This window comes from Ruegeria sp. HKCCA4633 (assembly GCF_013034605.1).
Classification (GTDB): Bacteria; Pseudomonadota; Alphaproteobacteria; order Rhodobacterales; family Rhodobacteraceae; genus Ruegeria.
Genome location: NZ_WQGJ01000001.1, coordinates 158,724 through 181,911, shown reverse-complemented (window position 1 = coordinate 181,911; position 23,188 = coordinate 158,724). Strand labels below are relative to the sequence as shown.

18 protein-coding genes and 1 pseudogene are annotated in these 23,188 nt (G+C 55.5%); 11 read left to right on the top strand and 8 right to left on the bottom strand.

The window, feature by feature from the left end; all coding sequences use genetic code 11:
* Positions 1-80 precede the first annotated feature (80 nt).
* Entirely contained in the window at positions 81-2,129 is a 2,049-nt protein-coding gene (locus GOV85_RS00960; RefSeq protein ID WP_171174099.1) for an ASKHA domain-containing protein, read from the bottom strand.
* 206 nt (positions 2,130-2,335) lie between these two features.
* Between GOV85_RS00960 and guaB the strand changes: the two genes are divergently transcribed.
* From guaB to GOV85_RS00945, 3 genes are all read left to right on the top strand, one after another.
* Entirely contained in the window at positions 2,336-3,784 is a 1,449-nt protein-coding gene (guaB, locus tag GOV85_RS00955) for an IMP dehydrogenase (protein ID WP_171174097.1), read from the top strand.
* Positions 3,785-3,858: 74 nt separating this feature from the next.
* Entirely contained in the window at positions 3,859-5,016 is a 1,158-nt protein-coding gene (locus GOV85_RS00950) for an RsmB/NOP family class I SAM-dependent RNA methyltransferase (protein WP_171174094.1), read from the top strand.
* Positions 5,017-5,126: 110 nt separating this feature from the next.
* Entirely contained in the window at positions 5,127-7,418 is a 2,292-nt protein-coding gene (locus GOV85_RS00945; protein ID WP_171174092.1) for an ATP-binding protein, read from the top strand.
* Here the strand turns inward: GOV85_RS00945 and GOV85_RS00940 are convergent, their stop codons facing one another.
* A complete protein-coding gene (locus GOV85_RS00940; RefSeq protein WP_171174090.1) occupies positions 7,419-8,012 on the bottom strand; it encodes a sulfotransferase family 2 domain-containing protein in 594 nt (197 codons plus the stop codon).
* A gap of 192 nt (positions 8,013-8,204) precedes the next feature.
* On the opposite strand from GOV85_RS00940, the gene recA reads away from it, so the two are divergent.
* The 4 genes from recA to GOV85_RS00920 all read left to right on the top strand — a co-directional run bounded on the left by recA (position 8,205) and on the right by GOV85_RS00920 (position 13,386).
* Positions 8,205-9,272 (top strand): recombinase RecA, encoded by a 1,068-nt coding sequence (gene recA, locus GOV85_RS00935; protein ID WP_171174088.1) that lies wholly within the window; start codon positions 8,205-8,207, stop codon positions 9,270-9,272.
* Between the two features lie 181 nt (positions 9,273-9,453).
* Entirely contained in the window at positions 9,454-12,126 is a 2,673-nt protein-coding gene (alaS, locus tag GOV85_RS00930) for an alanine--tRNA ligase (protein ID WP_171174086.1), read from the top strand.
* Position 12,127: 1 nt separating this feature from the next.
* On the top strand, positions 12,128-12,415 hold the full coding sequence (locus GOV85_RS00925) for a DUF1330 domain-containing protein (protein ID WP_171174084.1): 288 nt from the start codon (positions 12,128-12,130) through the stop codon (positions 12,413-12,415).
* 347 nt (positions 12,416-12,762) lie between these two features.
* The gene (locus GOV85_RS00920) at positions 12,763-13,386 is read left to right on the top strand and encodes a transglutaminase-like cysteine peptidase (RefSeq protein WP_171174082.1); all 624 of its coding nucleotides are present in this window, start codon (positions 12,763-12,765) and stop codon (positions 13,384-13,386) included.
* A 186-nt stretch (positions 13,387-13,572) separates the two neighbouring features.
* Here the strand turns inward: GOV85_RS00920 and GOV85_RS00915 are convergent, their stop codons facing one another.
* The 6 genes and pseudogenes from GOV85_RS00915 to GOV85_RS00890 form a co-directional block, all read right to left on the bottom strand.
* Positions 13,573-14,004 (bottom strand): hypothetical protein, encoded by a 432-nt coding sequence (locus GOV85_RS00915; RefSeq protein ID WP_171174080.1) that lies wholly within the window; start codon positions 14,002-14,004, stop codon positions 13,573-13,575.
* A gap of 465 nt (positions 14,005-14,469) precedes the next feature.
* Positions 14,470-16,287 carry a translational GTPase TypA gene (gene typA / locus GOV85_RS00910; RefSeq protein WP_171174078.1) on the bottom strand — a complete coding sequence of 606 codons (1,818 nt, stop codon included), beginning with the start codon at positions 16,285-16,287 and terminating at the stop codon, positions 14,470-14,472.
* Between the two features lie 76 nt (positions 16,288-16,363).
* Positions 16,364-16,699 (bottom strand): annotated as a pseudogene (locus tag GOV85_RS00905) (multidrug efflux SMR transporter).
* Positions 16,700-17,058: 359 nt separating this feature from the next.
* Positions 17,059-18,228, bottom strand: coding sequence for an HD domain-containing protein (locus tag GOV85_RS00900; protein ID WP_171174074.1), 1,170 nt, complete (start codon positions 18,226-18,228; stop codon positions 17,059-17,061).
* Positions 18,225-18,470, bottom strand: a complete 246-nt coding sequence (locus tag GOV85_RS00895) for a hypothetical protein (protein WP_171174072.1) — start codon at positions 18,468-18,470, stop codon at positions 18,225-18,227. Before GOV85_RS00895 ends, GOV85_RS00900 begins: the two co-directional genes overlap by 4 nt.
* Positions 18,470-19,123: an alpha/beta hydrolase gene (locus GOV85_RS00890; protein WP_171174070.1), complete on the bottom strand. Its 654-nt coding sequence runs from the start codon at positions 19,121-19,123 to the stop codon at positions 18,470-18,472. The genes GOV85_RS00895 and GOV85_RS00890 overlap by 1 nt, the downstream gene beginning before the upstream one ends.
* Before the next feature lie 179 nt (positions 19,124-19,302).
* Between GOV85_RS00890 and GOV85_RS00885 the strand changes: the two genes are divergently transcribed.
* Genes GOV85_RS00885 through GOV85_RS00870 form a run of 4 tightly spaced genes read left to right on the top strand, consistent with a single transcriptional unit; the run spans position 19,303 to position 23,168 of the window.
* Positions 19,303-19,761 carry an Rrf2 family transcriptional regulator gene (locus GOV85_RS00885; protein WP_171174068.1) on the top strand — a complete coding sequence of 153 codons (459 nt, stop codon included), beginning with the start codon at positions 19,303-19,305 and terminating at the stop codon, positions 19,759-19,761.
* A gap of 51 nt (positions 19,762-19,812) precedes the next feature.
* The gene (locus GOV85_RS00880) at positions 19,813-20,856 is read left to right on the top strand and encodes a cysteine desulfurase family protein (protein ID WP_171174066.1); all 1,044 of its coding nucleotides are present in this window, start codon (positions 19,813-19,815) and stop codon (positions 20,854-20,856) included.
* Between the two features lie 18 nt (positions 20,857-20,874).
* Positions 20,875-22,395 carry a Fe-S cluster assembly protein SufB gene (gene sufB / locus GOV85_RS00875; RefSeq protein WP_171174064.1) on the top strand — a complete coding sequence of 507 codons (1,521 nt, stop codon included), beginning with the start codon at positions 20,875-20,877 and terminating at the stop codon, positions 22,393-22,395.
* Between the two features lie 2 nt (positions 22,396-22,397).
* Positions 22,398-23,168: an FkbM family methyltransferase gene (locus GOV85_RS00870; protein ID WP_171174062.1), complete on the top strand. Its 771-nt coding sequence runs from the start codon at positions 22,398-22,400 to the stop codon at positions 23,166-23,168.
* Positions 23,169-23,188: the final 20 nt, after the last annotated feature.

Here is a 23,188-nt window from a genome sequence, read left to right as displayed (position 1 = left end):
TTCTGGCATTGACGGCCATTGAACTTGGAAGTTCTGCAAGGAACGACCGGCTAACGTAAGCCGGTCGCTCCAATGCATGATTACCCGCGACGCCGACGGCGACGACCACCACCGGCTTCGGCGTCGGCACCGCCGGTGTTGAAGCTTGGGTTGGGCAGCCTGACAACCTGCGCCAGTTCCGGGAATGGATCAGTTTTGTGTGGAATCGCGTTGGCCGCGACAAAATGATCCTGGAACTTGGGTTCAATGGCGGTTTCAATTTTCGTGATCTTGCGTACGACGCGTTCAATCTCAGTCCGCGCTGCGATATTGCACAGTGCAATACGTGCGCCGGTTCCTGCGGCGTTGCCCGCGCTTGAGACTTTCTCAAGCGGCGCATCCGGTATCATGCCTAGTACCATTGCGTGTTTGGTTGAGATATGCGCCCCAAACGCGCCGGCCAAAACCACACGGTCCACACGGTCGACATCCATTTCATCCATCAGCAGGCGTGCACCGGCATAAAGAGCCGATTTTGCCAGCTGGATCGCGCGGATGTCGCCTTGGGTGACGGTGATACGCGGGCCACCTTCGGCGCTGGCATCGTGGATCAGATAGGCATGGGTTCGGCCTTCGGGGACACAGCGTGCTGTGCCAGTCTGCTCGGCCGAGCCAATCAACCCGCTTTCGTCCAGCAAGCCTGCAATGCGCATTTCGGCAACGGCTTCGATGATGCCGGAACCACAGATGCCGGTGATTCCTGTGGTTGCGATATCAAGGTCAAACCCGTCCTCATCCGACCATTTCTCGGATCCGATCACGCGAAAGCGGGGTTCTTTTGTGACTGGGTCGATCTCAATCCGCTCAATTGCGCCGGGGGCTGCGCGCTGGCCCGAGCTGATCTGAGCGCCTTCGAATGCAGGTCCGGTGGGCGACGAACAGGCCAGAACGCGGCTGGTGTTGCCCAACAGGATTTCCGCGTTGGTGCCGACGTCCACAATCAATACCAGATCTTCGGATTTGCCTGGTTCTTCTGACAGCGCCACGGCGGCGCAATCCGCGCCCACATGGCCTGCAATACAAGGAAGGATATAAACCTGCGCGCGTGGATTCATGGTCGTCAGATCCATGTCACGCGCGGGCAGGGACATGCTCTCCGAAGTTGCCAGCGCAAAAGGTGCTTGCCCAAGCTCAACCGGATCCAGCCCCAACAGCAAGTGGTGCATGACCGGGTTACAAACAAATACGGTTTCCACGATCAGGGATGCGTCGATCTCGGCCTCTTGGGCAATTGAGGTCGTCAGATCGTTGATCGCTTCGCGTACGGCCTTGGTCATTTCCTGATCGCCACCAGGATTCATCATCGAATATGAAACGCGGCTCATCAGGTCTTCGCCAAACCGGATCTGCGGGTTCATCAGACCCGAGGACGCCTTGACCTCGCCGGTTTCCAGGTCGGTCAGGTGGGCCGCAATGGTGGTCGAGCCGAGGTCGATCGCCAAGCCATAGAGCCCGCCTTCATGCAGGCCCGGCCAGATTTCGACAATTCGGGCAACGCTGTCGTTGTGGCCCTTGTGAACGGCCACTGTGACCTCCCATTTGCCTTTGCGCAGAACGGGCTGAAGCTTGGACAATAGCGATAGATCGGCTGTGACAGCTTCGATCTTCCATTGTTCGCGCAGGGTACGTTCCAAACGCTCAAGATCCCCGGTGGGCGAGTGCATGTCGGGTTCTTCGACGACCACGAAATACAAGCGTGTCGCGGGATCCATGGTGATAGCACGCGCCGCCGCAGCCTTGCGTACAACTTGACGATGCACCTGGCTTTCGGGCGGGACGTCGATCACCACATCGCCTTGCACCGACGCCTGACACCCCAGACGACGACCCGGTTTCAGACCACGTTTATCGTCATAGCGCTGTTCAACCGCGTTCCACTCGCTCAGCGCGTTTTCGGATACGGTGACACCATGCTTGGGAAATTCGCCATAGCTGGGTGTGATCTGGCATTTAGAGCAGATCCCACGCCCGCCACAGACCGAATCCAGATCCACACCCAACTGGCGGGCCGCAGTGAGAATCGGGGTCCCGACGGGGAAGTGTCCGCGTTTGCCAGAAGGCGTAAAGACTACAAGAGGATCGGTGGTCATCAGTGACATACCTTTTCATATTCGCGCGTATGGGGCGCAAGATATGATGTTGAGCGCAAAGGGAAAGGGCTATCAGCGGCACGATTTGCTCAGCTAGCGGCGTTTTCTGCACAGCGATGGCTCAGAGTTGCGCTGGGGGGCTTTCCCTTTGGTTAAATCCATGCGATAGGGTCGCCGTCAAACGGGCTTTTGCATGGGGTTTTCAGATGCAGATTCGTGAGGCACTCACCTTTGACGACGTTCTCCTGGTTCCGGGCGCATCTTCTGTGCTGCCGGCAACGGCGGATACCACCACGCGGGTGACGCGTGAAATCACAATGAACATCCCGCTGCTAAGCTCAGCTATGGATACTGTGACCGAAGCCCGCATGGCCATCGCCATGGCACAGGCAGGTGGCATCGGGGTCATCCACAAGAACCTTTCGGTCGAAGAGCAGGCCCGTGAAGTGCGGCGTGTCAAACGGTTTGAATCGGGCATTGTTTATAACCCGGTGACATTGCGCGCGGATCAGACGCTGGCGGATGCACAGGCCTTGGTGGAACGCTATAACTTCACCGGCTTCCCTGTTGTGGATGCGGAAGGTCGTGTCGTGGGTATCGTGACCAACCGTGACATGCGCTTTGCAACATCGGACGATACTCCGATCAAGGCGATGATGACGGCTGACAATTTGGCCATGCTGCAAGAACCCGCTGATCTGGAAGAAGCCAAAAGCCTTATGCGGGCACGACGCATCGAAAAGCTGCTTGTGGTTGACGGCCAGGGGAAACTAACTGGCCTTCTGACGCTGAAGGACACAGAACAGGCCGTCCTGAACCCCACCGCTTGCAAAGATCGGCTTGGTCGTTTGCGAGTGGCTGCTGCAACTTCGGTGGGTGATGCAGGATTTGAGCGGTCCGAACAGCTGGTTGATTCCGGCGTCGACATCATTGTGGTCGATACGGCGCATGGTCATTCTCAGGGTGTTCTGGACGCCGTCAAACGCGCGAAAACCCTGTCGAATGAGGTTCAAATCATTGCAGGAAACGTCGCCACGGGCGAGGCGACCAAAGCGTTGATCGATGCGGGTGCTGATGCCATCAAGGTAGGTATCGGCCCTGGGTCGATCTGTACGACGCGCATGGTGGCGGGTGTTGGCGTGCCTCAGTTGACTGCTATCGGAGATTGCGCCGCCGCAGCGGGTGACGTTCCGGTCATTGCAGATGGGGGCATCAAATTCTCGGGCGATTTTGCCAAGGCAATTGCGGCGGGGGCCTCCTGCGCCATGGTCGGCTCGATGATTGCAGGCACCGATGAAAGCCCGGGCGAAGTGATTCTGTATCAGGGTCGTTCGTTCAAATCCTATCGTGGGATGGGCAGTCTGGGTGCCATGGCACGTGGATCGGCTGATCGTTACTTTCAGAAGGACGCAGCCAACGACAAACTGGTACCGGAAGGCATCGAAGGGCAGGTGCCCTACAAAGGGTCGGCCAGCGCTGTGATTCATCAACTTGTGGGCGGTTTGCGCGCAGCGATGGGGTACACGGGGTGTGCGACCGTTGAAGAGATGCGCAAAAACTGCAACTTTGTCAAAATCACCGGTGCAGGTCTGAAGGAAAGCCATGTGCATGACGTTCAGATCACCCGCGAAAGCCCGAACTATCGGGTGATGTAATCTGTGGACCTGTTGCATGCGGCGCCCAGATACGGGCGCCGTTTTGCGTTCACCAACACCTTAAGGAAGTCGACATGACCCCGGCAGCTCGTGTTCAGGCCGCGATTGAAATCCTCAACGAGATTCTGGACGGTGCTCCGGTTGAAAAAGCGTTGACCGGATGGGCCCGTCGCAGCCGTTTTGCGGGCTCAAAGGATCGCGCGGCAGTACGGGATCACGTTTTTGACGCCCTGCGATGTCAGCGGTCCTTTGCAGCACTTGGTGGCGCCGACACCGGACGCGGTTTGATGATCGGAGCGATCCGGGCACAGGGTGGTGATGTTTCCGAAGTGTTCACCGGCGACCGTCACGCGCCTGAGCCGGTGCTACCCACAGAGTCGCCACGCGCCTTCCGGTCCGACGCCGAACGGCTTGATATTCCCGAATGGCTTTGGCCTCGATTTTCCGCCTCGTTAGGGCCTGACACACAGGCGTCGGCCGAGGCCTTGCAGTCTCGCGCGCAGGTACACCTGCGGGTGAACCTGCTGAAAGCTGATCCGGCGTCTGCGATTGCCGCACTCCGGGCGGATGGCGTTACGGTCCAGCCGCATGCGTTTTGCACAACAGCTTTGGAAGTGACTGATGGCGCGCGTAAGATCGCGCAATGCCGCGCCTATCAAGATGGGTTGGTGGAGTTGCAGGATGCGGCCAGTCAGGGGGTTGTTGCAGCGCTGGATCTTCAGCCAGGCATGCGTGTTCTTGACTATTGCGCCGGGGGCGGCGGCAAAGCGCTGGCTATGGCCGCGCATGAGGGGGTAGAGGTCTTCGCCCACGATGTAAATGCGGGGCGCATGCGTGACCTTCCCGCGCGAGCAGAACGCGCGGGAGCCAACGTCAAGATATTGACTTCAAAAGATATTGCTGAACACGAGCCCTATGGCATCGTGCTGGCTGATGCACCCTGTTCCGGCAGCGGATCATGGCGGCGTGCACCTGCTGGAAAGTGGTCGTTGACCGAAGAACGCTTGCATGACCTCACGCTTGTTCAGGCAGGTATTCTGGAAAGCATTTCCCCCTTGATCCGATCAGGCGGCGTTTTGGCTTACGCTACTTGCTCGGTCCTGGCTGACGAAAACGGGGCTGTAGTCGATGACTTTTTGCAGCAAAACCCCGAATGGACAGAAACGTTCCGCAAATCATGGCAGGTCACACACGGGTCTGATGGTTTTTTCACCGCGCACTTGACGCGCTGACCTTTCGGCAAATAACAACCTTAGGTAGAAGTTCGCTTTTCGCGTTTTGTTAAGCGCGCGTTAACCATTTGTGCTGTTACTGCCGATACCTTTGCCCTTGAGCCTTTTTAATGCCTGATACTGCCGCTTTGTTACGCGACCCTACTGCTGCCCATCAACCCTCAGCGATGCGCGTAGGATCGTTGCTGGTGTTGGCTTTATTAATCACGATAGCACCTTTCACAGATTTGGTGCCGCCCAACTGGGGCGCAGGCCTGAAAGTGGCGGGTCTCTCTCTGCTAGGTGTTCTGCTTTGTTTCGTAGCCAAAAAACAGGTGGAGCTCAGATTCGAACTGCGTAGCATTTCCATTATGCGCTTATTTTCGGAACTAGAAGATGCTCCGGTTCTAGTTGCTAACGGGTATGGTGATATTCTGCTTGCCAATACGCACGCACAAAGGCGGTTTGGTGCCGAAGCCGAAAAACCACTGACCTTGTGCCTGCGGTCGACATTTTCGAACCCGCAAGCAGTTTTGTTCAGGCTGCAATCTCAGGCACATTTGAGCGGCCGTGCATACGAGGAATTTCCCAGCAATGCCAACATGATGGCTGTAACAGTTTTCCGATTGAGACCCGAGGTATACTGCTGGCGCTTTCAGGAATGCGACGACAAAAGCTGCCGAGAGTTAACCATCCCGGTTCTCTCCGTTGGACGCAAAGGTGAAATCCTGCAGTTCAATTCTGTCGCCGAAAAGATGTTTGGGGCTGATCTTGGCGATTTTCAGGACCTGTTTTGTGGTGGGGCGCCAAGTGTGGGGGCGATCAACCAGGTTCGAACTCGAAATGGTGTGGATTCGGTTGCCGTTGCCGAATTGTCCTCATCCGGGTCGCATCGGCGATTGGGATTGATCCCTATACAACTGTCTTCACCTCCCGGGGCAGGCGCGTCGATTGAGGATCTGCCAGTGCCAATCCTTAACTTGTCTTCGGATGGCACAATTCTTGACACTAACAGGCTGGCTGCAAAGCTCTTGGGGAAAGACAGCCTCAAGGGAACCTGCATCAATGAAATTATGCGGGGGCTGCGCATACCACTTCGCGATTGGCTGGCGCAAACGGCTTCGGACGAAGACGTGCCGCGATCAGAGTTCCTGCAGTTGATCCGGGATGACAAAGAGGTCTTTGTGCAAGTCACTTTGAGCAAAGCTGCCATAGAGGGCAAGGCGGGTCTGATCGCCGTCTTGAATGATGCCACCGAGCTGAAAACACTGGAGGCGCAGTTTGTCCAGGGCCAGAAAATGCAAGCCGTGGGACAGTTGGCCGGCGGCGTCGCGCATGATTTCAACAACCTGTTGACGGCAATCTCGGGTCATTGCGACTTGTTGCTGCTGCGGCATGATCAAAATGACCCAGACTATGGAGATCTGGTGCAGATCAATCAGAACGCCAACCGCGCAGCAGCATTGGTCAGCCAGCTCTTGGCGTTTTCCCGGAAACAAACGCTAAGGCCCGAAGTTCTTGATCTGCGCGACACGATTTCGGACCTCATTCACCTTTTGAACAGATTGGTGGGCGAAAAGGTTCAGTTGACGCTCAGCCACGATCCAGTTCTCAAACCGGTGCGCGCTGACAAGCGGCAATTGGAACAGGTTTTGATGAACCTTGTGGTCAATGCCCGAGACGCGATGCCTGAAGGTGGCGAGATTCGCATTGAGACTGAGGTCATGCGTCTGTCACACCCTCTCAGCCGAGATCGTGCAACGGTGCATCCCGAAGAATATGTAACGGTAAAGGTGGTGGACAGCGGGTCAGGTATACCGGCTGACAAGCTGCAAAAAGTGTTTGAGTCTTTCTATACAACGAAACGCACGGGTGAAGGCACTGGGTTAGGGCTTTCGACCGTTTATGGCATTGTGAAACAAACCGGAGGTTTTATCTTTGTCGACAGTGTGATGGGGCGTGGTACAGAGTTCACGGTCATTTTGCCGATTTGCACCGCCGCTGACGAGGTCGAAGAAAAAACTTCTGACCAACCCGACCCACAACGCACGCGGCAAGGCGAAGGGGTTGTGCTTTTGGTCGAAGACGAAGCGCCGGTACGCGCCTTTGCAACGCGCGCATTGCGTTTGAAAGGGTATACGGTGCTTGAGGCGGACTCGGCGGAAGAGGCGCTCAGGTTGCTTGAGGATACCACTTTGAATGTGGATGTCTTTGTAACCGACGTGGTTATGCCGGGTATGGACGGGCCAACCTGGGTGCGCAAAGCGCACGAAACACGCCCGGACGCGCGGGTCGTGTTTGTCTCGGGCTATACCGAGGGCGCGTTCGGCGAATCTGGACCGGGTATCGCTAATTCGACATTCCTGCCCAAACCGTTCTCACTTAATCAACTGACCGAGGCCGTTTTTCAACAATTGAACTGATTACAACGCCGCATCGTGGATCGCAAATTCGGCGGCGAACCTGTTGCGGAATCGGCTTTCCGTATCTTTTGACAAGTTCAGGTTTGCGGCAGGCGACACGTTTTCAAGCGGCAAGTCGATTTCCATGTTTAGCCGTGTCTGCAGGAATTCCAGAATCCGGGTTTGGTTTTCGTATTTGAAGATATGCGTAGCACCACGACCGTTGCTGCGGGTGCGGAAGAACTGGCTTTGGCTGCCAACATCGGCGAACTCGGGACGCTTGTCTTGCATATAAGCTTGGACGAAAGCGTCGAAACTAACATCATGTGTGGAATGAGGGTGTCCAATCAGGTCATCGCGGTTGCGAAACCGATACCAGCTGCCCAGCCAATCGATGGGTTCACGGACGACAGCCATTATTTCCATTTCTGTATCGTACATTTTCAGGAAGATGTTCTGAAAAAAACGATCAAATCGGCGCACCGGCGCATGTTTCAACTCAGGAGGATGTGTCACAACAAAATCCGCTCGGTCACGCAATGCACTGTGATACGCCGTGCTGCCGGTTTTTGGAACGGCAAGAAAAGCCAGACGTTCTTCATAAAAAACAAGCATATATCGCGTTCCGCTTCAATCTGATCCTCTGAGCAGATTGTCGTAAACGACTCTTTAACACAATTGCAGAAGAGTGAGTTCTGTAAGTTTTAGTTGAAATGTTCTCTTTTTGGTCCCATAAGGAACAAGAGGCGAACAAAGCAGCGATTGCCGCCCGATCAAGGGTGTGACAAAAGGGAAGGCGACAGGACAATGGCGGATCTTCTGACAATGAGCGACAAGAAAAACGCAGACAAGCAAAAGGCGCTCGACAGCGCACTGGCCCAGATCGAACGGCAATTCGGTAAGGGTTCGATCATGAAGCTGGGCGAAGGTGCCAAGCAGGATATCGAAGCAAGCTCGACCGGCTCTCTGGGACTGGATATCGCGCTGGGAATCGGTGGTCTGCCAATGGGGCGGATTGTTGAAATTTATGGCCCGGAAAGCTCGGGCAAAACGACTCTGACGCTGCACTGTATTGCCGAACAACAAAAACGTGGAGGTGTGTGCGCCTTTGTTGATGCAGAGCACGCATTGGACCCGCAATATGCTCGCAAACTGGGCGTCGATTTGGATGAGTTGCTGATCTCGCAGCCGGACACTGGTGAACAGGCACTGGAAATCACCGATACGCTGGTGCGTTCGGGGGCGGTCAACATGGTCGTGGTCGACTCGGTGGCCGCTCTGACGCCGAAATCCGAGCTGGAAGGCGATATGGGCGACAGTAATGTTGGCGTTCAGGCCCGTCTAATGAGCCAGGCGATGCGTAAGCTGACGGGTTCGATCAGTCGTTCGAACTGCATGGTGATCTTCATCAACCAGATCCGGATGAAAATCGGCGTGATGTTCGGCAGCCCGGAAACCACCACCGGTGGTAACGCGCTGAAATTCTACAGCTCGGTGCGTCTGGATATCCGCCGCATCGGTGCGATCAAGGATCGGGATGAGGTTGTCGGCAACCAGACCCGCGTCAAAGTCGTCAAGAACAAGGTTGCGCCGCCGTTCAAACAGGTCGAATTCGACATCATGTACGGCGAAGGCATCTCAAAAATGGGTGAGCTGCTGGACCTCGGTGTCAAAGCAGGCGTGGTTGAAAAGTCAGGCTCATGGTTCAGCTATGGCGATGAACGGATCGGGCAGGGGCGTGAAAATGCCAAGCAATACTTGCGCGACAACAACCGGATCGCATTTGAGATCGAAGATAAGATCCGCGCCGCGCATGGGTTGGATTTCGATATGCCTCCGGGTGCTGCTGAGGATGACGATATCCTGGAAGCTTAAAGGCCGCAGAACGGAGCAAGATCATTCGGTGGGTTTCGTTTCAAACAGAATAGGAAACTCCTGTAACAAGGCGGTCCATAGGATCGCCTTGCCGCATTCTGGCACACCTCTGCTGTGGACACTTTTCTGACAGGGGGATAAACCTGCGGAGACCAAGATTTATGTGCGCCGAGAGAGCCCAATGCCAACCCTGAACGATATCCGATCGACCTTTCTGAATTACTTTGAAAAACAGGGGCATGAGGTTGTGGCATCCAGCCCGCTGGTTCCACGCAACGACCCAACGCTGATGTTCGTGAATTCTGGCATGGTCCAGTTCAAGAACCTGTTCACTGGTTTGGAAACCCGCGACTACACACGTGCCACAACCGCCCAGAAATGTGTGCGGGCCGGTGGCAAACATAACGACCTCGACAATGTGGGCTATACCGCGCGTCACCACACGTTTTTCGAGATGCTGGGTAACTTTTCCTTTGGCGACTATTTCAAGCATGAAGCAATCCCGTTCGCTTGGAACCTGATTACCAAGGAATTCGGCATAGACAAAAACCGCCTGCTGACCACCGTCTATCACACCGATGACGAAGCGTTTGAGATCTGGAAAAAGGTCGGTGTTCCCGAGGACCGCATCATCCGCATCGCCACCAATGATAATTTTTGGCAGATGGGCCCGACCGGTCCCTGCGGACCGTGCACCGAGATTTTCTATGACCATGGCGATCACATCTGGGGAGGCCCTCCGGGATCGGCCGAAGAAGATGGTGATCGTTTCATCGAAATCTGGAACGTCGTCTTCATGCAGAACGAGCAGTTCGAAGATGGTTCGATGGTCGAACTGGACATGCAGTCCATTGACACTGGCATGGGGCTGGAGCGGATCGGTGCGTTGTTGCAGGGCAGCCATGACAACTATGACACTGATCTATTCAAAACCCTGATCGAGGCGTCTGCAGATGCGACCGGCGTGGATCCCTATGGGAATCAAAACGTGCATCACCGCGTCATTGCGGACCACCTGCGATCGACCTCGTTCCTGATTGCCGATGGCGTCATGCCCAGCAATGATGGGCGCGGTTACGTTCTGCGGCGGATCATGCGCCGTGCCATGCGCCATGCGCACCTATTGGGGGCCAAGGATCCGGTGATGCACCGCCTTGTTCCAACGCTGGTGCAGCAGATGGGCGGGCATTACGCGGAACTGACGCAGGCCCAGCCCCTGATTGAAGAGACTTTGTTGCTTGAAGAAACTAAGTTCAAGCAAACACTGGATCGCGGCTTGAAGCTGTTGGATGACGAGGTAGCCGGGCTTGCCGAAGGCGCGCCTTTGCCAGGGGCTGCGGCCTTCAAACTCTATGACACCTATGGCTTCCCGTTGGACTTGACGCAGGATGCGCTGCGCGAGAAGGGTCGCGCCGTGGATACCCACGGGTTTGATTCTGCGATGGCAGAGCAAAAAGCCAAGGCGCGGGCGGCTTGGGCCGGGTCCGGCGAAGCTGCAGATCAGGCCGTGTGGTTTGATGTCTTAGATACGGCAGGTGCGACAGATTTCTTGGGCTACGAGACCGAGAAGGCCGAAGCGCAGGTTGCCGCGTTGGTCGTGGAAGGCACTCTCGTCGATGCGATCAAGGCCGGTGGCAGCGGCTGGGTTGTCGTGAACCAGACCCCGTTTTATGGCGAGGCCGGTGGTCAAATCGGTGACACCGGAGAATTGCGCCGCGTTGATGATCGCGACGACCTAAGCCGCGTGGATGACACCAAAAAGTTTGCCGATGGCAAAGTCTATGCGCATAAGGTTACAGTCGAAAACGGCACACTCTCCAAAGGGGACGCGGTCGAGCTTGAGGTCGATCACGCCCGCCGATCCGCCATTCGGGCCAACCATTCGGCCACACACCTGCTGCACGAAGCGTTGCGGGAGGCGCTGGGGGATCATGTGGCGCAGCGCGGCTCGCTGAATGCGGCGGATCGCTTGCGGTTTGACTTCAGCCATTCCAAAGCACTGAGCCTTGAGGAAATCCAAAAGGTCGAACGCGAAGTGAACAGCTTCATTCGCCAGAACTCAACCGTCGAAACCCGGGTCATGACACCCGACGACGCGCGCGAACTGGGGGCGCAGGCGCTGTTTGGAGAGAAATACGGCGACGAAGTACGTGTTGTCTCGATGGGCAAGGCCCCGACCGGCAAGGGACAGGATGGTGAAACATGGTCGATAGAACTGTGCGGCGGTACTCATGTGCGCCAGACAGGGGATATCGGCACTTTTGTGGTACTGGGCGACAGCGCCAGCAGTGCCGGTGTACGCCGGATCGAAGCGCTGACCGGGGACGAGGCCAACCGTTACCTCTCGGCCCAAGATCACCGGCTTGCTCAGGTGGCGCTGGAACTGAAAGCGCAGCCAGATGACGTGGTCGCCCGTGTGAAAGGACTGTTGGACGAACGCAAATCCTTGCAGAACGAAGTAGCTCAACTGCGTCGCGATCTGGCAATGGCCGGAGGCGCCGGACAGGGCGGCGGGGCTGATGCGCGTGACGTCAACGGTGTAAAATTCCTGGCCCAAACGCTCAGCGGAGTTTCGGGTAAGGATCTTCCCGCGCTGATCGACGAACACAAGGCCCGCCTGGGGTCGGGTGCAGTCCTTCTTATTGCAGATACGGGAGGCAAGGCAGCGGTTGCAGCCGGTGTAACGGAAGACCTGACCGGGACCGTTTCGGCGGTAGATCTGGTCAAAGCTGCTGTCGTCGAATTGGGCGGCAAGGGCGGTGGTGGCCGACCGGATATGGCCCAAGGCGGCGGCAAGGACGCATCGAATGCAGAAGCCGCAATTAAGGCCGCGGAACAAGTAATGGGAGGTTAAGATGGCAGCACTCTGGATCGCGCATGTAACGGTAACGGACGCCGAGGCATACGGAAAATACGCTGAACTGGCCGGACCAGCCATTGCCAAGCACGGTGGTGAATTCATAGCGCGCGCCGCACGGTATGTTCAGCTGGAAGGAAAAGAGCGGCCCCGCAACGTGGTCGCCCGATTCCCTTCTTTGGAGGCAGCGGTCGAGTGCTACAACTCAGACGAGTACCAACAGGCGCTGAATCACGCCCGAACCGCCAGTGAACGAGAGTTGGTCGTGGTCGAGATCACCGAATAAGTGTAGAACATAACGCTGTTTTGCTGGTTTCAGCAGTTTTCAGCTTAATGTTGGGTATCGAGCCCTTAGAGCAGCCTGCATTTGCAGGCTGTTTTTTTATTCTACTTTATTACAAAATCTTACGTCGCCTTCTTAATGTTTTTTTCCGCGTGAGTTTTCCAGAATTGTGGCGACTCTATCCAATTTCCCACCCGAAATTGTCAAATTGTAGAACGAATTTTCGCCCTTTTTCTTTTGCAGGTTCTCTATGATTGCGACTGAGGCCCGTTCAGCGATAGGTTCAAGAAGTGGAATATAGTCCTGCGGTATCGGCAATCATACGAATGATACTGAACCAGGGAATAGGCATGACATCATTGATCAAAACGACCAACGAACAGATTGCAAAGGTTTTGACCGCTGCCGCGTGTGTCATTGGCCTTGGGGTCGTGTTCCTGGCTTCGCCTATTAGCACAACAGATGCCCAGGCGTCGGAAGGGCGCTTTATTCCTGCTGTTGCTTCTTCACCGCCACCGTCCGGAGCGATAAACCTGTGTGATCAGTACCGTTGGGCATGTACGGCGAAACGTTCGGCGGCCCTGTCCAGTCAACAAGAACTAAAGGTTGTCGAACAAATAAACCGGCGGGTGAACAGATCCACCCGTGAAATTACTGATCAATCTCAATATAAAACTCGCGAACGGTGGGCGCTGCCGACGGCCCTTGGGGGTGACTGCGAGGATTTTGCGCTTCTGAAAAAGCGAGAGCTGGTTCATGCCGGTGTCGATCCAAACAAACTTTTGATCGCCACAGTTTTGGACACGCGCCGTATCCCACATGCGGTTCTGGTTTACCGGTCGGATCAAGGAGATCTTATCCTGGACAACCAAACCAATCGCATCAAACCCTGGGCAGCTACACGTTACCTGTTTCTGCGGATGCAAGACCCGAAACGGCCCAGTGGATGGGTCGGCATCTACGGGCACAGCTAAGGCTAGTGTGTATTTTTAACTTTGGGTATTTGATTCACGGGCGCAAGGTTATTACGCGCCCGTAATCTCTTCTTAGCTCACCTTGGTACTTCGAAATTTTGCACCAACCAAACCGGCAACGACAAATATTTATTCGTCAAAAAAGCAGGCCTTCGAATAAGGTTCAGCGACCAAGTTAGCTTGCGATCACCGCAACTCTTCGCCGGGTTCTTCGCCACCGGGTTCTTCGCCACCGGGTTCTTCGCCACCAGGCTCTTCACCACCAGGCTCTTCGCCACCGGGCTCTTCACCACCGGGCTCTTCACCACCGGGCTCTTCGCCACCGGGCTGTTCACCACCGGGCTGTTCGCCATCTGGCTCGCCCCCACGTGGTCCTTCTCCTCCTGGAGTTTCTCCTCCGGTGGTTTCCGGACTTCCGCTCGGACCAGATGGGCCCGGCCCGCCAGTAAGGCCTGTATCTTGGCCTTCATTTGCTGGACCATCCCCCGCTCTCTGATCGGAAGCGCCGATTGATGCTGTGGGAAGGTCAGTCAGCAAATCCGCAAGCGGCGAGCACTCTGCGCCCAAGCGTGCAACGATCTCCTGAAAATCAGCCCGACGCTGGATATAGCGCAGCATCCCGGATGTAACTGAATCGCATTCGCAAAGCACTCCAGGAGAACCAGCAGACTGGCGCGCCGTTTTGACAGTACACGCCCCACTTGCAAAAGCTTCGGTTACAGGAGCGACCACAAAAGTCGTGGCGGCTAAAAAAACTGGTAACTTAAGGGAACGAAAAACCATCATTAACTCCTTGGAACTCGGTACCTATCACGTGCATCCCTATGCACCATTATTTTGGTCGTGTGAGTGAAGATCATCACACTTCGGGCACATTTACACCTTGAGATCGACTTAATCGCAATATGTGGGAAGGGAGAATGGGGCAAAATTAATACAATTTAAGGTAGAAAAGCACATGTTTTCAAGAAAAAGCCGGGCGTTTTGCCCGGCTCTCCGAATTTCGTTTTTTGACCCATAGGAAGCAAAAATGCCACAGTATCGCCATTGTTTCCCATTTGGGTCGATACAGGCGCAGGTTGATCAGGCCGATTTCGCCATTCGTTTGCGTTCGTGCGGATCCAAAAAGCGTTTGCGCAGCCGCACAGCGTTCGGCGTCACCTCGACCAATTCGTCGTCATCGATATAGGCGATGGCTTCTTCCAACGAAAATTGAACGTGAGGCGTCAGGCGTACTGCATCGTCCGAACCGCTTGCGCGGACGTTGGTGAGTTTCTTGCCCTTGAGCGGATTGACTTCCAGGTCGTTGTCGCGCGAATGCTCTCCGATCACCATGCCCTGATAGACGTCGGTCTGAGGGCCAACGAACATGCGGCCGCGCTCTTCCAGATTCCAGAGCGCATAAGCCACGGCCTGGCCGTTTTCCATCGAGATCAGAACGCCCGCGCGACGGCCCGGGATTTGACCTTTATGTGGGGCCCAGTCGTGGAACACTCGGTTTAGAACACCTGTGCCACGTGTATCCGTCAAAAACTCGCCGTGATACCCGATCAGACCGCGCGAAGGTACATGCGCGATGATGCGTGTTTTGCCAGCACCGGCAGGGCGCATTTCGACCAACTCACCTTTTCGCGCACCTGTAATCTTTTCGATGACCGAGCCAGAATACTCATCATCCACGTCGATTGTGACTTCCTCGATCGGTTCCAGCCGCTGGCCGTTTTCTTCGCGGAACAAAACCTGTGGGCGCGAGATACTAAGTTCGAAACCCTCGCGGCGCATGTTCTCGATCAGAACACCCATTTGCAGTTCGCCGCGGCCGGCAACTTCGAACGCTTCACCGCCCGGCGTGTCGGTAATCCGGATCGCAACGTTCGACTCGGCTTCTTTCATGAGCCGGTCGCGGATGACGCGGGACTGAACCTTTTTACCGTCGCGGCCAGCCAACGGAGAGTCGTTGATACCAAAGGTCACGGTGATGGTTGGCGGGTCGATGGGCTGCGCGGGCAGCGCCTCTTCGACCTGCGGCGAAACCAGCGAATCCGCCACGGTTGCCTTACTCATGCCTGCAATGGTTACGATGTCACCAGCTTCGGCTACGTCGATGGGCTGTTGCGCCAAGCCGCGGAATGCCAGGATCTTCGAGGCTCGGAAGTTTTCGATCAGCGTGCCGTCGCGGCTAAGGGCCTTCAGGCTGTCACCCGCCTTCAAAGTTCCGCTTTCGACGCGACCGGTCAGAATGCGGCCGATGAACGGGTCGCTGCCAAGGGTCGTGGCCAGCATCCGGAACGGTTGGTCTTTTTGATCGACCTGCTTGGGGGCAGGGACGTGATCGACGATCAGATCGAACAGTGCGCTCAGATCCTTGCGGGGACCGTCCAGTTCCATATCCGCCCAGCCAGAACGGCCCGAAGCATACATGGCCGGAAAATCCAGCTGGTCGTCATCGGCGCCAAGGTTGGCAAACAGGTCGAAACATTCGTCCAGAGCGCGGTCAGGCTCGGCATCGGGTTTGTCGACCTTGTTCAGAACTACGATCGGGCGCAGACCTAACGCTAGCGCCTTGGAGGTCACAAACTTGGTCTGCGGCATAGGGCCTTCCGCGGCATCGACCAGCAGAACCACGCCGTCGACCATGCTGAGAATCCGTTCAACCTCGCCACCGAAATCGGCGTGACCGGGGGTGTCGACGATGTTAATGCGGGTGCCATTCCATTCGACGGATGTTGCCTTAGCCAGAATGGTTATTCCGCGTTCGCGTTCCAGGTCATTACTGTCCATGGCTCGTTCTGCCACAGCTTGGTTTTCCCGGAACGCACCGGATTGTTTGAGAAGCTCATCCACCAGGGTCGTTTTGCCGTGGTCCACGTGAGCGATGATTGCGATGTTGCGCAGGTCCATGAGAGGTCAGCCTTTGAACGGGAAGTTGTCGCGCGCATAACGCGGCGCGGCAAAATATACCAGCCCTAACCGCAGATCAGTGGCCAGCAGTCTTCGAAAACAAGTGAATGATCAGAATTCCGGCCAGAATCATGGTCAGTCAAAGTATTGCAGGCCAATCCAGCTTTTGACCGAAAACCACAAACCCGATGAGCGCGATCAGAACAATGCCCAGGCCGGACCAGATTGCATAGACAATGCCCACGGGCATGGATTTCAGGGTTAGTCCCAGCAAGTAGAAAGCAACACCATACCCCAAAATGACAAGAACGGACGGCCAAAACCGGGTGAACTGCTGGCTCGCCTGTAGGGCGGTTGTGCCAATGGTTTCCGCCATAACGGCCAATAACAAAAACAGATAGGCTTGAGGCATTGCAGTCTCGCGGGGCTATAGGTTTTCAGCACCTCGAACACAGAATGTGTGGACAAGGCAAGGTCAGTCTCAAAGTTTAACTTCCGTCGGGTCAGGTATACCTTACTGTTATCAGCCTAGAATAAGTGTAAGATACTCCACATATTTTATTAATTGTTAATGAGTTTTGTTCGATGACGACATTCGCAAAGTCGATCGTTTTTGTTTCTGGTCTGATAGTGGCAGTTGGGTGGCTTGCTGACGGGGGGTCCGTCGATAATGAAGCAGCCGGTGTGGTTCAACAGTTTGATGGTAGTCGTGTTTTTTAACGCCACTCAGAACTAAGAAGGGAAAAGGAGCCTTTGGGCTCCTTTTTTCTGTTATGCGTCTAACGGCGTCGCTTCGAAACTTTGGAAAAATGCCGCAAGTTGCGGGTGAAGCCAGTTCCATAGTTCAGGTGCTCCGGCTGTAATGGAGGGTTCAACCCGCGCTTTGAGCTGGGCGAGGGTAACGTTGTAGTCCGCCCACGACCCACCACCGTTTTCCAGATTGGCTATCGGTGTTTGAAAACGATCTACAGCCTTTGCGAACCTTGCGTCTGTACTCTTGGCGGCTTCGAACTCGAGCCACATATCCGTGAAATGCGCCTGCTGCATGTCCGGTAATAAGCCAAACAATCGCTGAGCTGCGGCCTGTTCCATAGCTTCTTGTTCGGCGTGATTCACCTGTCCGTGAATAGGGTGATCTCCGGCGTCGATTTCGACGATATCGTGCAGAAGAAGCATCTGAAGCACACGATCCACGTTAATTTCCGATTGCGCGTGCTCAGCCAAAACCCAAGCGTAGAGCATGATATGCCACGAATGCTCGGCAGAGTTCTCAAACCGATCCCCGGCCATCAGACGCGACGCGCGGACAACTGATTTCAGTTTGTCCGCCTCGGCCAAAAACGCGATGCGCGTTGAGAATGCGTTTTCTTCGGTTGGTGATCCGGCCAACAAGGCCGTGGCATGGTGATAAGCAAGCGGGAAAACCTGTGAAAGATAGGCCGCGCGACCGCCATCCAGATTGGCCCGTGCAATTTTCACATGGTCCGGGTGAGGGTCCGAAGCGCACAGAACCTGAAACAGCGGCTGACACCGATCCAGGATTTTGGCAAATTGCGCGTCCGGTGTCTGATCCGATTCGAATTCCTGCCACAAAGACAGGAATGTCTGTGCTTGATCCCGGGGCAGTAACCCAAACAGTTCTGAGGCGGCGGCCTGTTCCGCCTCAGCCAGATGATCCCAGTCGGTTTCCAAGTGAATAGGATGGTCGCCAACCACGATCTCGACCAGATCGTGTAACAGCAACATACGGATGACTCGATCAATTGATACATCTGGCCCCGCCAAGGGGGCCATGACCAAGGCCCAAAGCGCCAGATGCCAGCTGTGTTCGGCAGAGTTTTCAGGCCGGGACTGATTGAGCAGGACATTTGCCCGCTCAACCATCTTCAACATGTCGGCCCGTTTTAAAAACGCAATTTGTGCCGACAACCGTTCCGTCATTGTTTTTCGATCGCTTTTTGTTTCGAGCGATGCGCAGCCAGGCGTTTGATGACAAACTGCCTGGCTTTGCGTTCCGCCAAGCGCACGCGGATTTCGGTCAAGTAGGCCTCTTCCAGCGATTGTGAAGCGGCCCCAAGAACTTCGCCGACCTCGACAAAGAAACGGTCTTCGCCAGTTTCGTCCATAACCTTCATCGTGTCTTCGGCCAGTTTGGCCGCAAGAGTTGTGATGGTGTCGGACATTAGCGGGTGTTCTCGGTCAGGCGACGTTTCACATAGTCACTGACATCGGTGATCAACGTGTCCATGTGGCGATCCTGGAAGAAGTGGTCTGCGCCCTCGACCTCGGTGTGGGTGATCGTGATGCCTTTTTGTTCGTGCAACTTGTTCACCAGTGACGTGGTATCCGCCGGTGGGGCCACGCGGTCGGCTGATCCGTTAATGATCAGGCCCGAAGACGGGCAGGGCGCCAAGAACGAAAAGTCGTACATGTTGGCTGGGGGCGATACACTGATAAAGCCGGTAATCTCGGGACGGCGCATCAGCAATTGCATGCCGATCCATGCCCCAAACGAAAACCCTGCGACCCAGCAGTGTTTCGAATTGTTGTTCATGGATTGCAGATAATCCAGCGCCGAGGCCGCATCGCTCAGCTCACCTACACCCTGATCATACTCGCCCTGACTGCGGCCAACGCCACGGAAGTTGAAGCGAAGCACGGTGAAGCCCATGTTGTAGAAGGCATAGTGCAGGTTATAGACCACCTTGTTGTTCATGGTCCCGCCAAATTGTGGATGCGGGTGAAGCACGATTGCGATCGGTGCGTCTTTTTCCTTTTGCGGGTGGTAGCGGCCTTCCAGGCGGCCTTCGGGTCCGGGAAAAATCACCTCGGGCATGTGTGCTTTGGTCCTGTCTTTTTCGTACGGGCGCCCGGATATACTTGACGATAATCGTCGGACACCTTAGAACGGTTCTAATTACATAACGTTGCGCGTCAGCGCTGTCAGTCGGAGATACGCACTGGCAGCGTCGGCGTCAATGATTTCGCGCAAATCCTGCTGAGAAGGGGCTAAATATGAAGCTGTCGACCAAAGGCCGATATGCGATGGTTGCCTTGGCGGATATTGCGTTGCAGCCAAAAGACCGGCTTGTAACCCTTGGCGAGATCTCAGAGCGCCAGGATGTGTCGCTGCCTTATCTGGAACAGCTCTTTGTCAAACTTCGTCGCGCCGAGCTGGTGTCTTCAGTCCGTGGCCCGGGCGGCGGGTATCGTCTTGCGCGTCCCGCGTCGGAAATCCGTGTGGTCGAAATTTTGGCAGCAGTGGACGAAACGGTAGATGCTTTGCAGAAAGGGGCCGGGGCCTCTGGTGCGTCTTCAGGCAGCCGGGCGCAATCCCTGACCAACCGCCTTTGGGAAAGCCTGAGCGCGCATGTCTATGTGTTTTTGCATCAGACGCGCCTGTCTGACGTGATCAAGAACGACCTGGCTCCATGCCCCGCAGTGCCGAGCCTGTTCTCGGTGGTGGACGAGTAAGACGAAAAGGCGGCACCGTCATATGAAATCTGCTGGCAAAAAGATGCATCCATGAATCGTGTTTATCTGGATCATAACGCAACAACACCACTGCGCCCTGAGGCACGAGAGGCGATGATTGCCGCTATGGAAGTCTGCGGAAATCCGTCCTCTGTTCATGCCGAGGGCCGAGCTGCAAAGGCACTTGTCGAACGGGCGCGTGCACAGGTTGCAGCTGCTTTCGGTGCTGATGGTGCGGATATCGTTTTCACTTCGGGTTCGACCGAGGGCGCGGCATTAACTTTGGCCGGGCGCAATTTGCATGGTGCCGCAGTTGAACATGATGCGGTAAGGGCTTGGATCCATGAGGATCTTCCGGTTTCTGCGGCCGGAGAGGTTCTGGTTGAGACACCAGAGGCTTCAACCGTTCAACTGGCAAATTCCGAGACTGGTATCGTTCAGACATTACCGCCCGGATTGGCTGTGACAGATGCCACGCAGGCATTTGGAAAGCTGCCGATTGCGTTTAATTGGATGTATGCCCAGATGGCTTTGGTCTCGGCGCATAAACTTGGCGGACCCAAGGGTGTTGGTGCCGTTGTGATGAAGCGCGGTACCGACCTGCCAGCTCTGATTAAGGGCGGAGGCCAGGAAATGGGGCGCCGCTCCGGCACTGAAAATGTCATTGGAATCGCTGGTTTCGGAGCCGCAGCTGAAGCCGCGGCACGTGACTTGGCGGATGGCGTTTGGGAGCAAATCGAAGAATTTAGAAATATTCTAGAAAACGCTCTTGAGGCCGCTGTAAAATCACCTATTTTTGTCGGGAAAGGGCGGCAACGCCTGCCGAACACCCTGTGTTTTGCCGCCCCGGGATGGAAGGGTGAAACCCAGGTCATGCAGATGGATCTGTCGGGTTTTGCGGTCAGTGCGGGCTCTGCCTGTTCCAGCGGCAAGGTTCGTGCCAGCGCGGTGCTCACCGCAATGGGTTTTGACGAGGTGACAGCCAGCAGCGCAATCCGCGTTTCGCTGGGCCCTCGGACAACGAAAGAAGATGTGCTGCGTTTCGCCGAAACGTGGCTTGAAAAAGAGAAAAAGCATCGCGCGCGGGCCGCGTGATCTGACGGAGGGTAAGTTATGGCCGCTTTGGACCAGACCCAGGTGAAAGAGGGTGTCGATCAGGAAACCGTGGATGCGGTACGCGAGGTCGGAACCTACAAGTACGGCTGGGACACTGATATTGAGATGGAGTACGCGCCGAAAGGTGTGAACCCGGATATCGTCCGTCTGATCTCGGAGAAGAACGAAGAGCCAGAGTGGATGACCGAATGGCGCTTGGCCGCGTTCGAGCGCTGGACCAAGATGAACGAACCAAAATGGGCGATGGTCAACTACCCTGAAATCGATTTCCAGAACCAGTATTACTATGCGCGTCCGAAATCGATGGAAGAAAAGCCAAAGTCTCTGGATGAGGTCGATCCCAAGCTGCTGGCCACATATGAAAAGCTTGGTATCCCACTGAAAGAACAGATTATTCTGGCTGGTGTCGAAGGCGCTGAAGACGCGCCTGCCGAAGGGCGCAAGGTTGCTGTGGACGCGGTGTTCGACTCGGTTTCTGTAGGTACGACCTTTCAGGCCGAACTGAAAAAGGCCGGGGTGATCTTCTGCTCGATCTCGGAAGCGATCAAAGAACACCCCGAGTTGGTCAAGAAATATCTTGGGACTGTCGTCCCAGTTTCGGACAACTTTTATGCGACACTGAACTCGGCTGTGTTTTCGGATGGGTCTTTTGTCTACATCCCGCCGGGCGTTCGGTGCCCGATGGAGCTGAGCACCTATTTCCGCATCAACGCCGAAAACACTGGCCAGTTCGAACGCACGCTGATCATCGCTGACAAGGGCTCGTACGTCTCTTATCTGGAAGGCTGCACTGCGCCCCAGCGTGATACGGCGCAGCTGCACGCGGCTGTTGTCGAGATCATCGTCGAAGAAGACGCCGAGGTGAAGTATTCGACCGTGCAAAACTGGTTCCCAGGGGATGAGAATGGCAAGGGTGGCATCTATAACTTTGTGACCAAACGCGCCGATTGCCGGGGCGATCGTTCCAAAGTCATGTGGACACAGGTGGAAACTGGGTCTGCCGTGACCTGGAAATACCCGTCCTGCATCCTCCGCGGCAATGAAAGCCAAGGCGAGTTCTACTCGATTGCGATTGCCAACAACTATCAGCAGGCCGACACCGGCACCAAGATGGTTCATCTGGGCAAGAACACCAAATCGCGCATTGTGTCCAAAGGCATCAGCGCAGGTAAAGCGCAGAACACCTATCGCGGTCTGGTCTCGATGCATCCGAAAGCTAAAGACAGCCGGAACTACACGCAGTGTGACAGTCTGTTGATCGGAGATAAATGCGGCGCGCATACGGTTCCGTATATTGAGGTCAAGAACAACTCGTCCCGCGTTGAGCATGAGGCGACGACGTCGAAAGTGGATGACGATCAACTGTTCTATTGCCGTCAGCGCGGCATGGACGAGGAAGAGGCCGTTGCGCTGGTTGTGAACGGGTTCTGCAAGGACGTATTGCAGGCGCTGCCGATGGAATTTGCCATGGAAGCGCAGCAGCTGGTGGCGATCTCGCTTGAGGGGAGCGTCGGCTAACAATGCGCCCGCGTTCCAAGATCAAACGGTTTGTTGACCGCACGGTTGCCAAACTATTTGTCAGCTTATGCGGCCCGTTCGTGCGGTATTGCGATGCCGGCGGTCAATTTCTGTTGTTCGAAGTGTCCAATCCACGTGATGTGATCCAAGGACGTCATTTTTGGGGTGATGTGTATGAGTTGGGTCTGCTCCAAGACATATCGCGCTATCTGCCGAAAAACGCGCAAATCGCTGATATTGGAGCCAATATTGGTAACCATGCAGTGTATTGGGGGCGCGTGTGTGCAACTAAGATCGTACGTGTGATCGAAGTTAACCCGGACGCTATCGCCATCTTGAAGCGCAACATCAAGCTTAACGGCCTGGAAGATGTTGTTGACAGTTCGAAACTGGGTGTTGGAGCAGGGCGCGAGGCTGCGTCTGGCTTTGAGCTTAAGCCAGAGGCGGGCAATCTAGGCGGCACGCAATTGACACTGGGATCTGGAAATCTGCGGGTAGAGCCCGGTGATACGCTTTTAGAAGGTATGACACCGGATCTGATCAAGATCGACGTTGAGGGCATGGAGCTGGACGTGTTGGCAGGGTTGTCCCGCACGGTGGCTGCGACGCGCCCCATCATCTTTGTCGAGGTAGATCACAAAAACCGCGCGTTCTTTCAGAAATGGATGGCCGAGCAAAACTACGAAACTCTTCGGAGCTTTGGGCAAGACCGCGACAATGAAAACTTCCTGATCGTTCCGGCCGAAAAGGCCGACACGTTCAAATCGAAATGACACCCGCGCAAGATGACGCG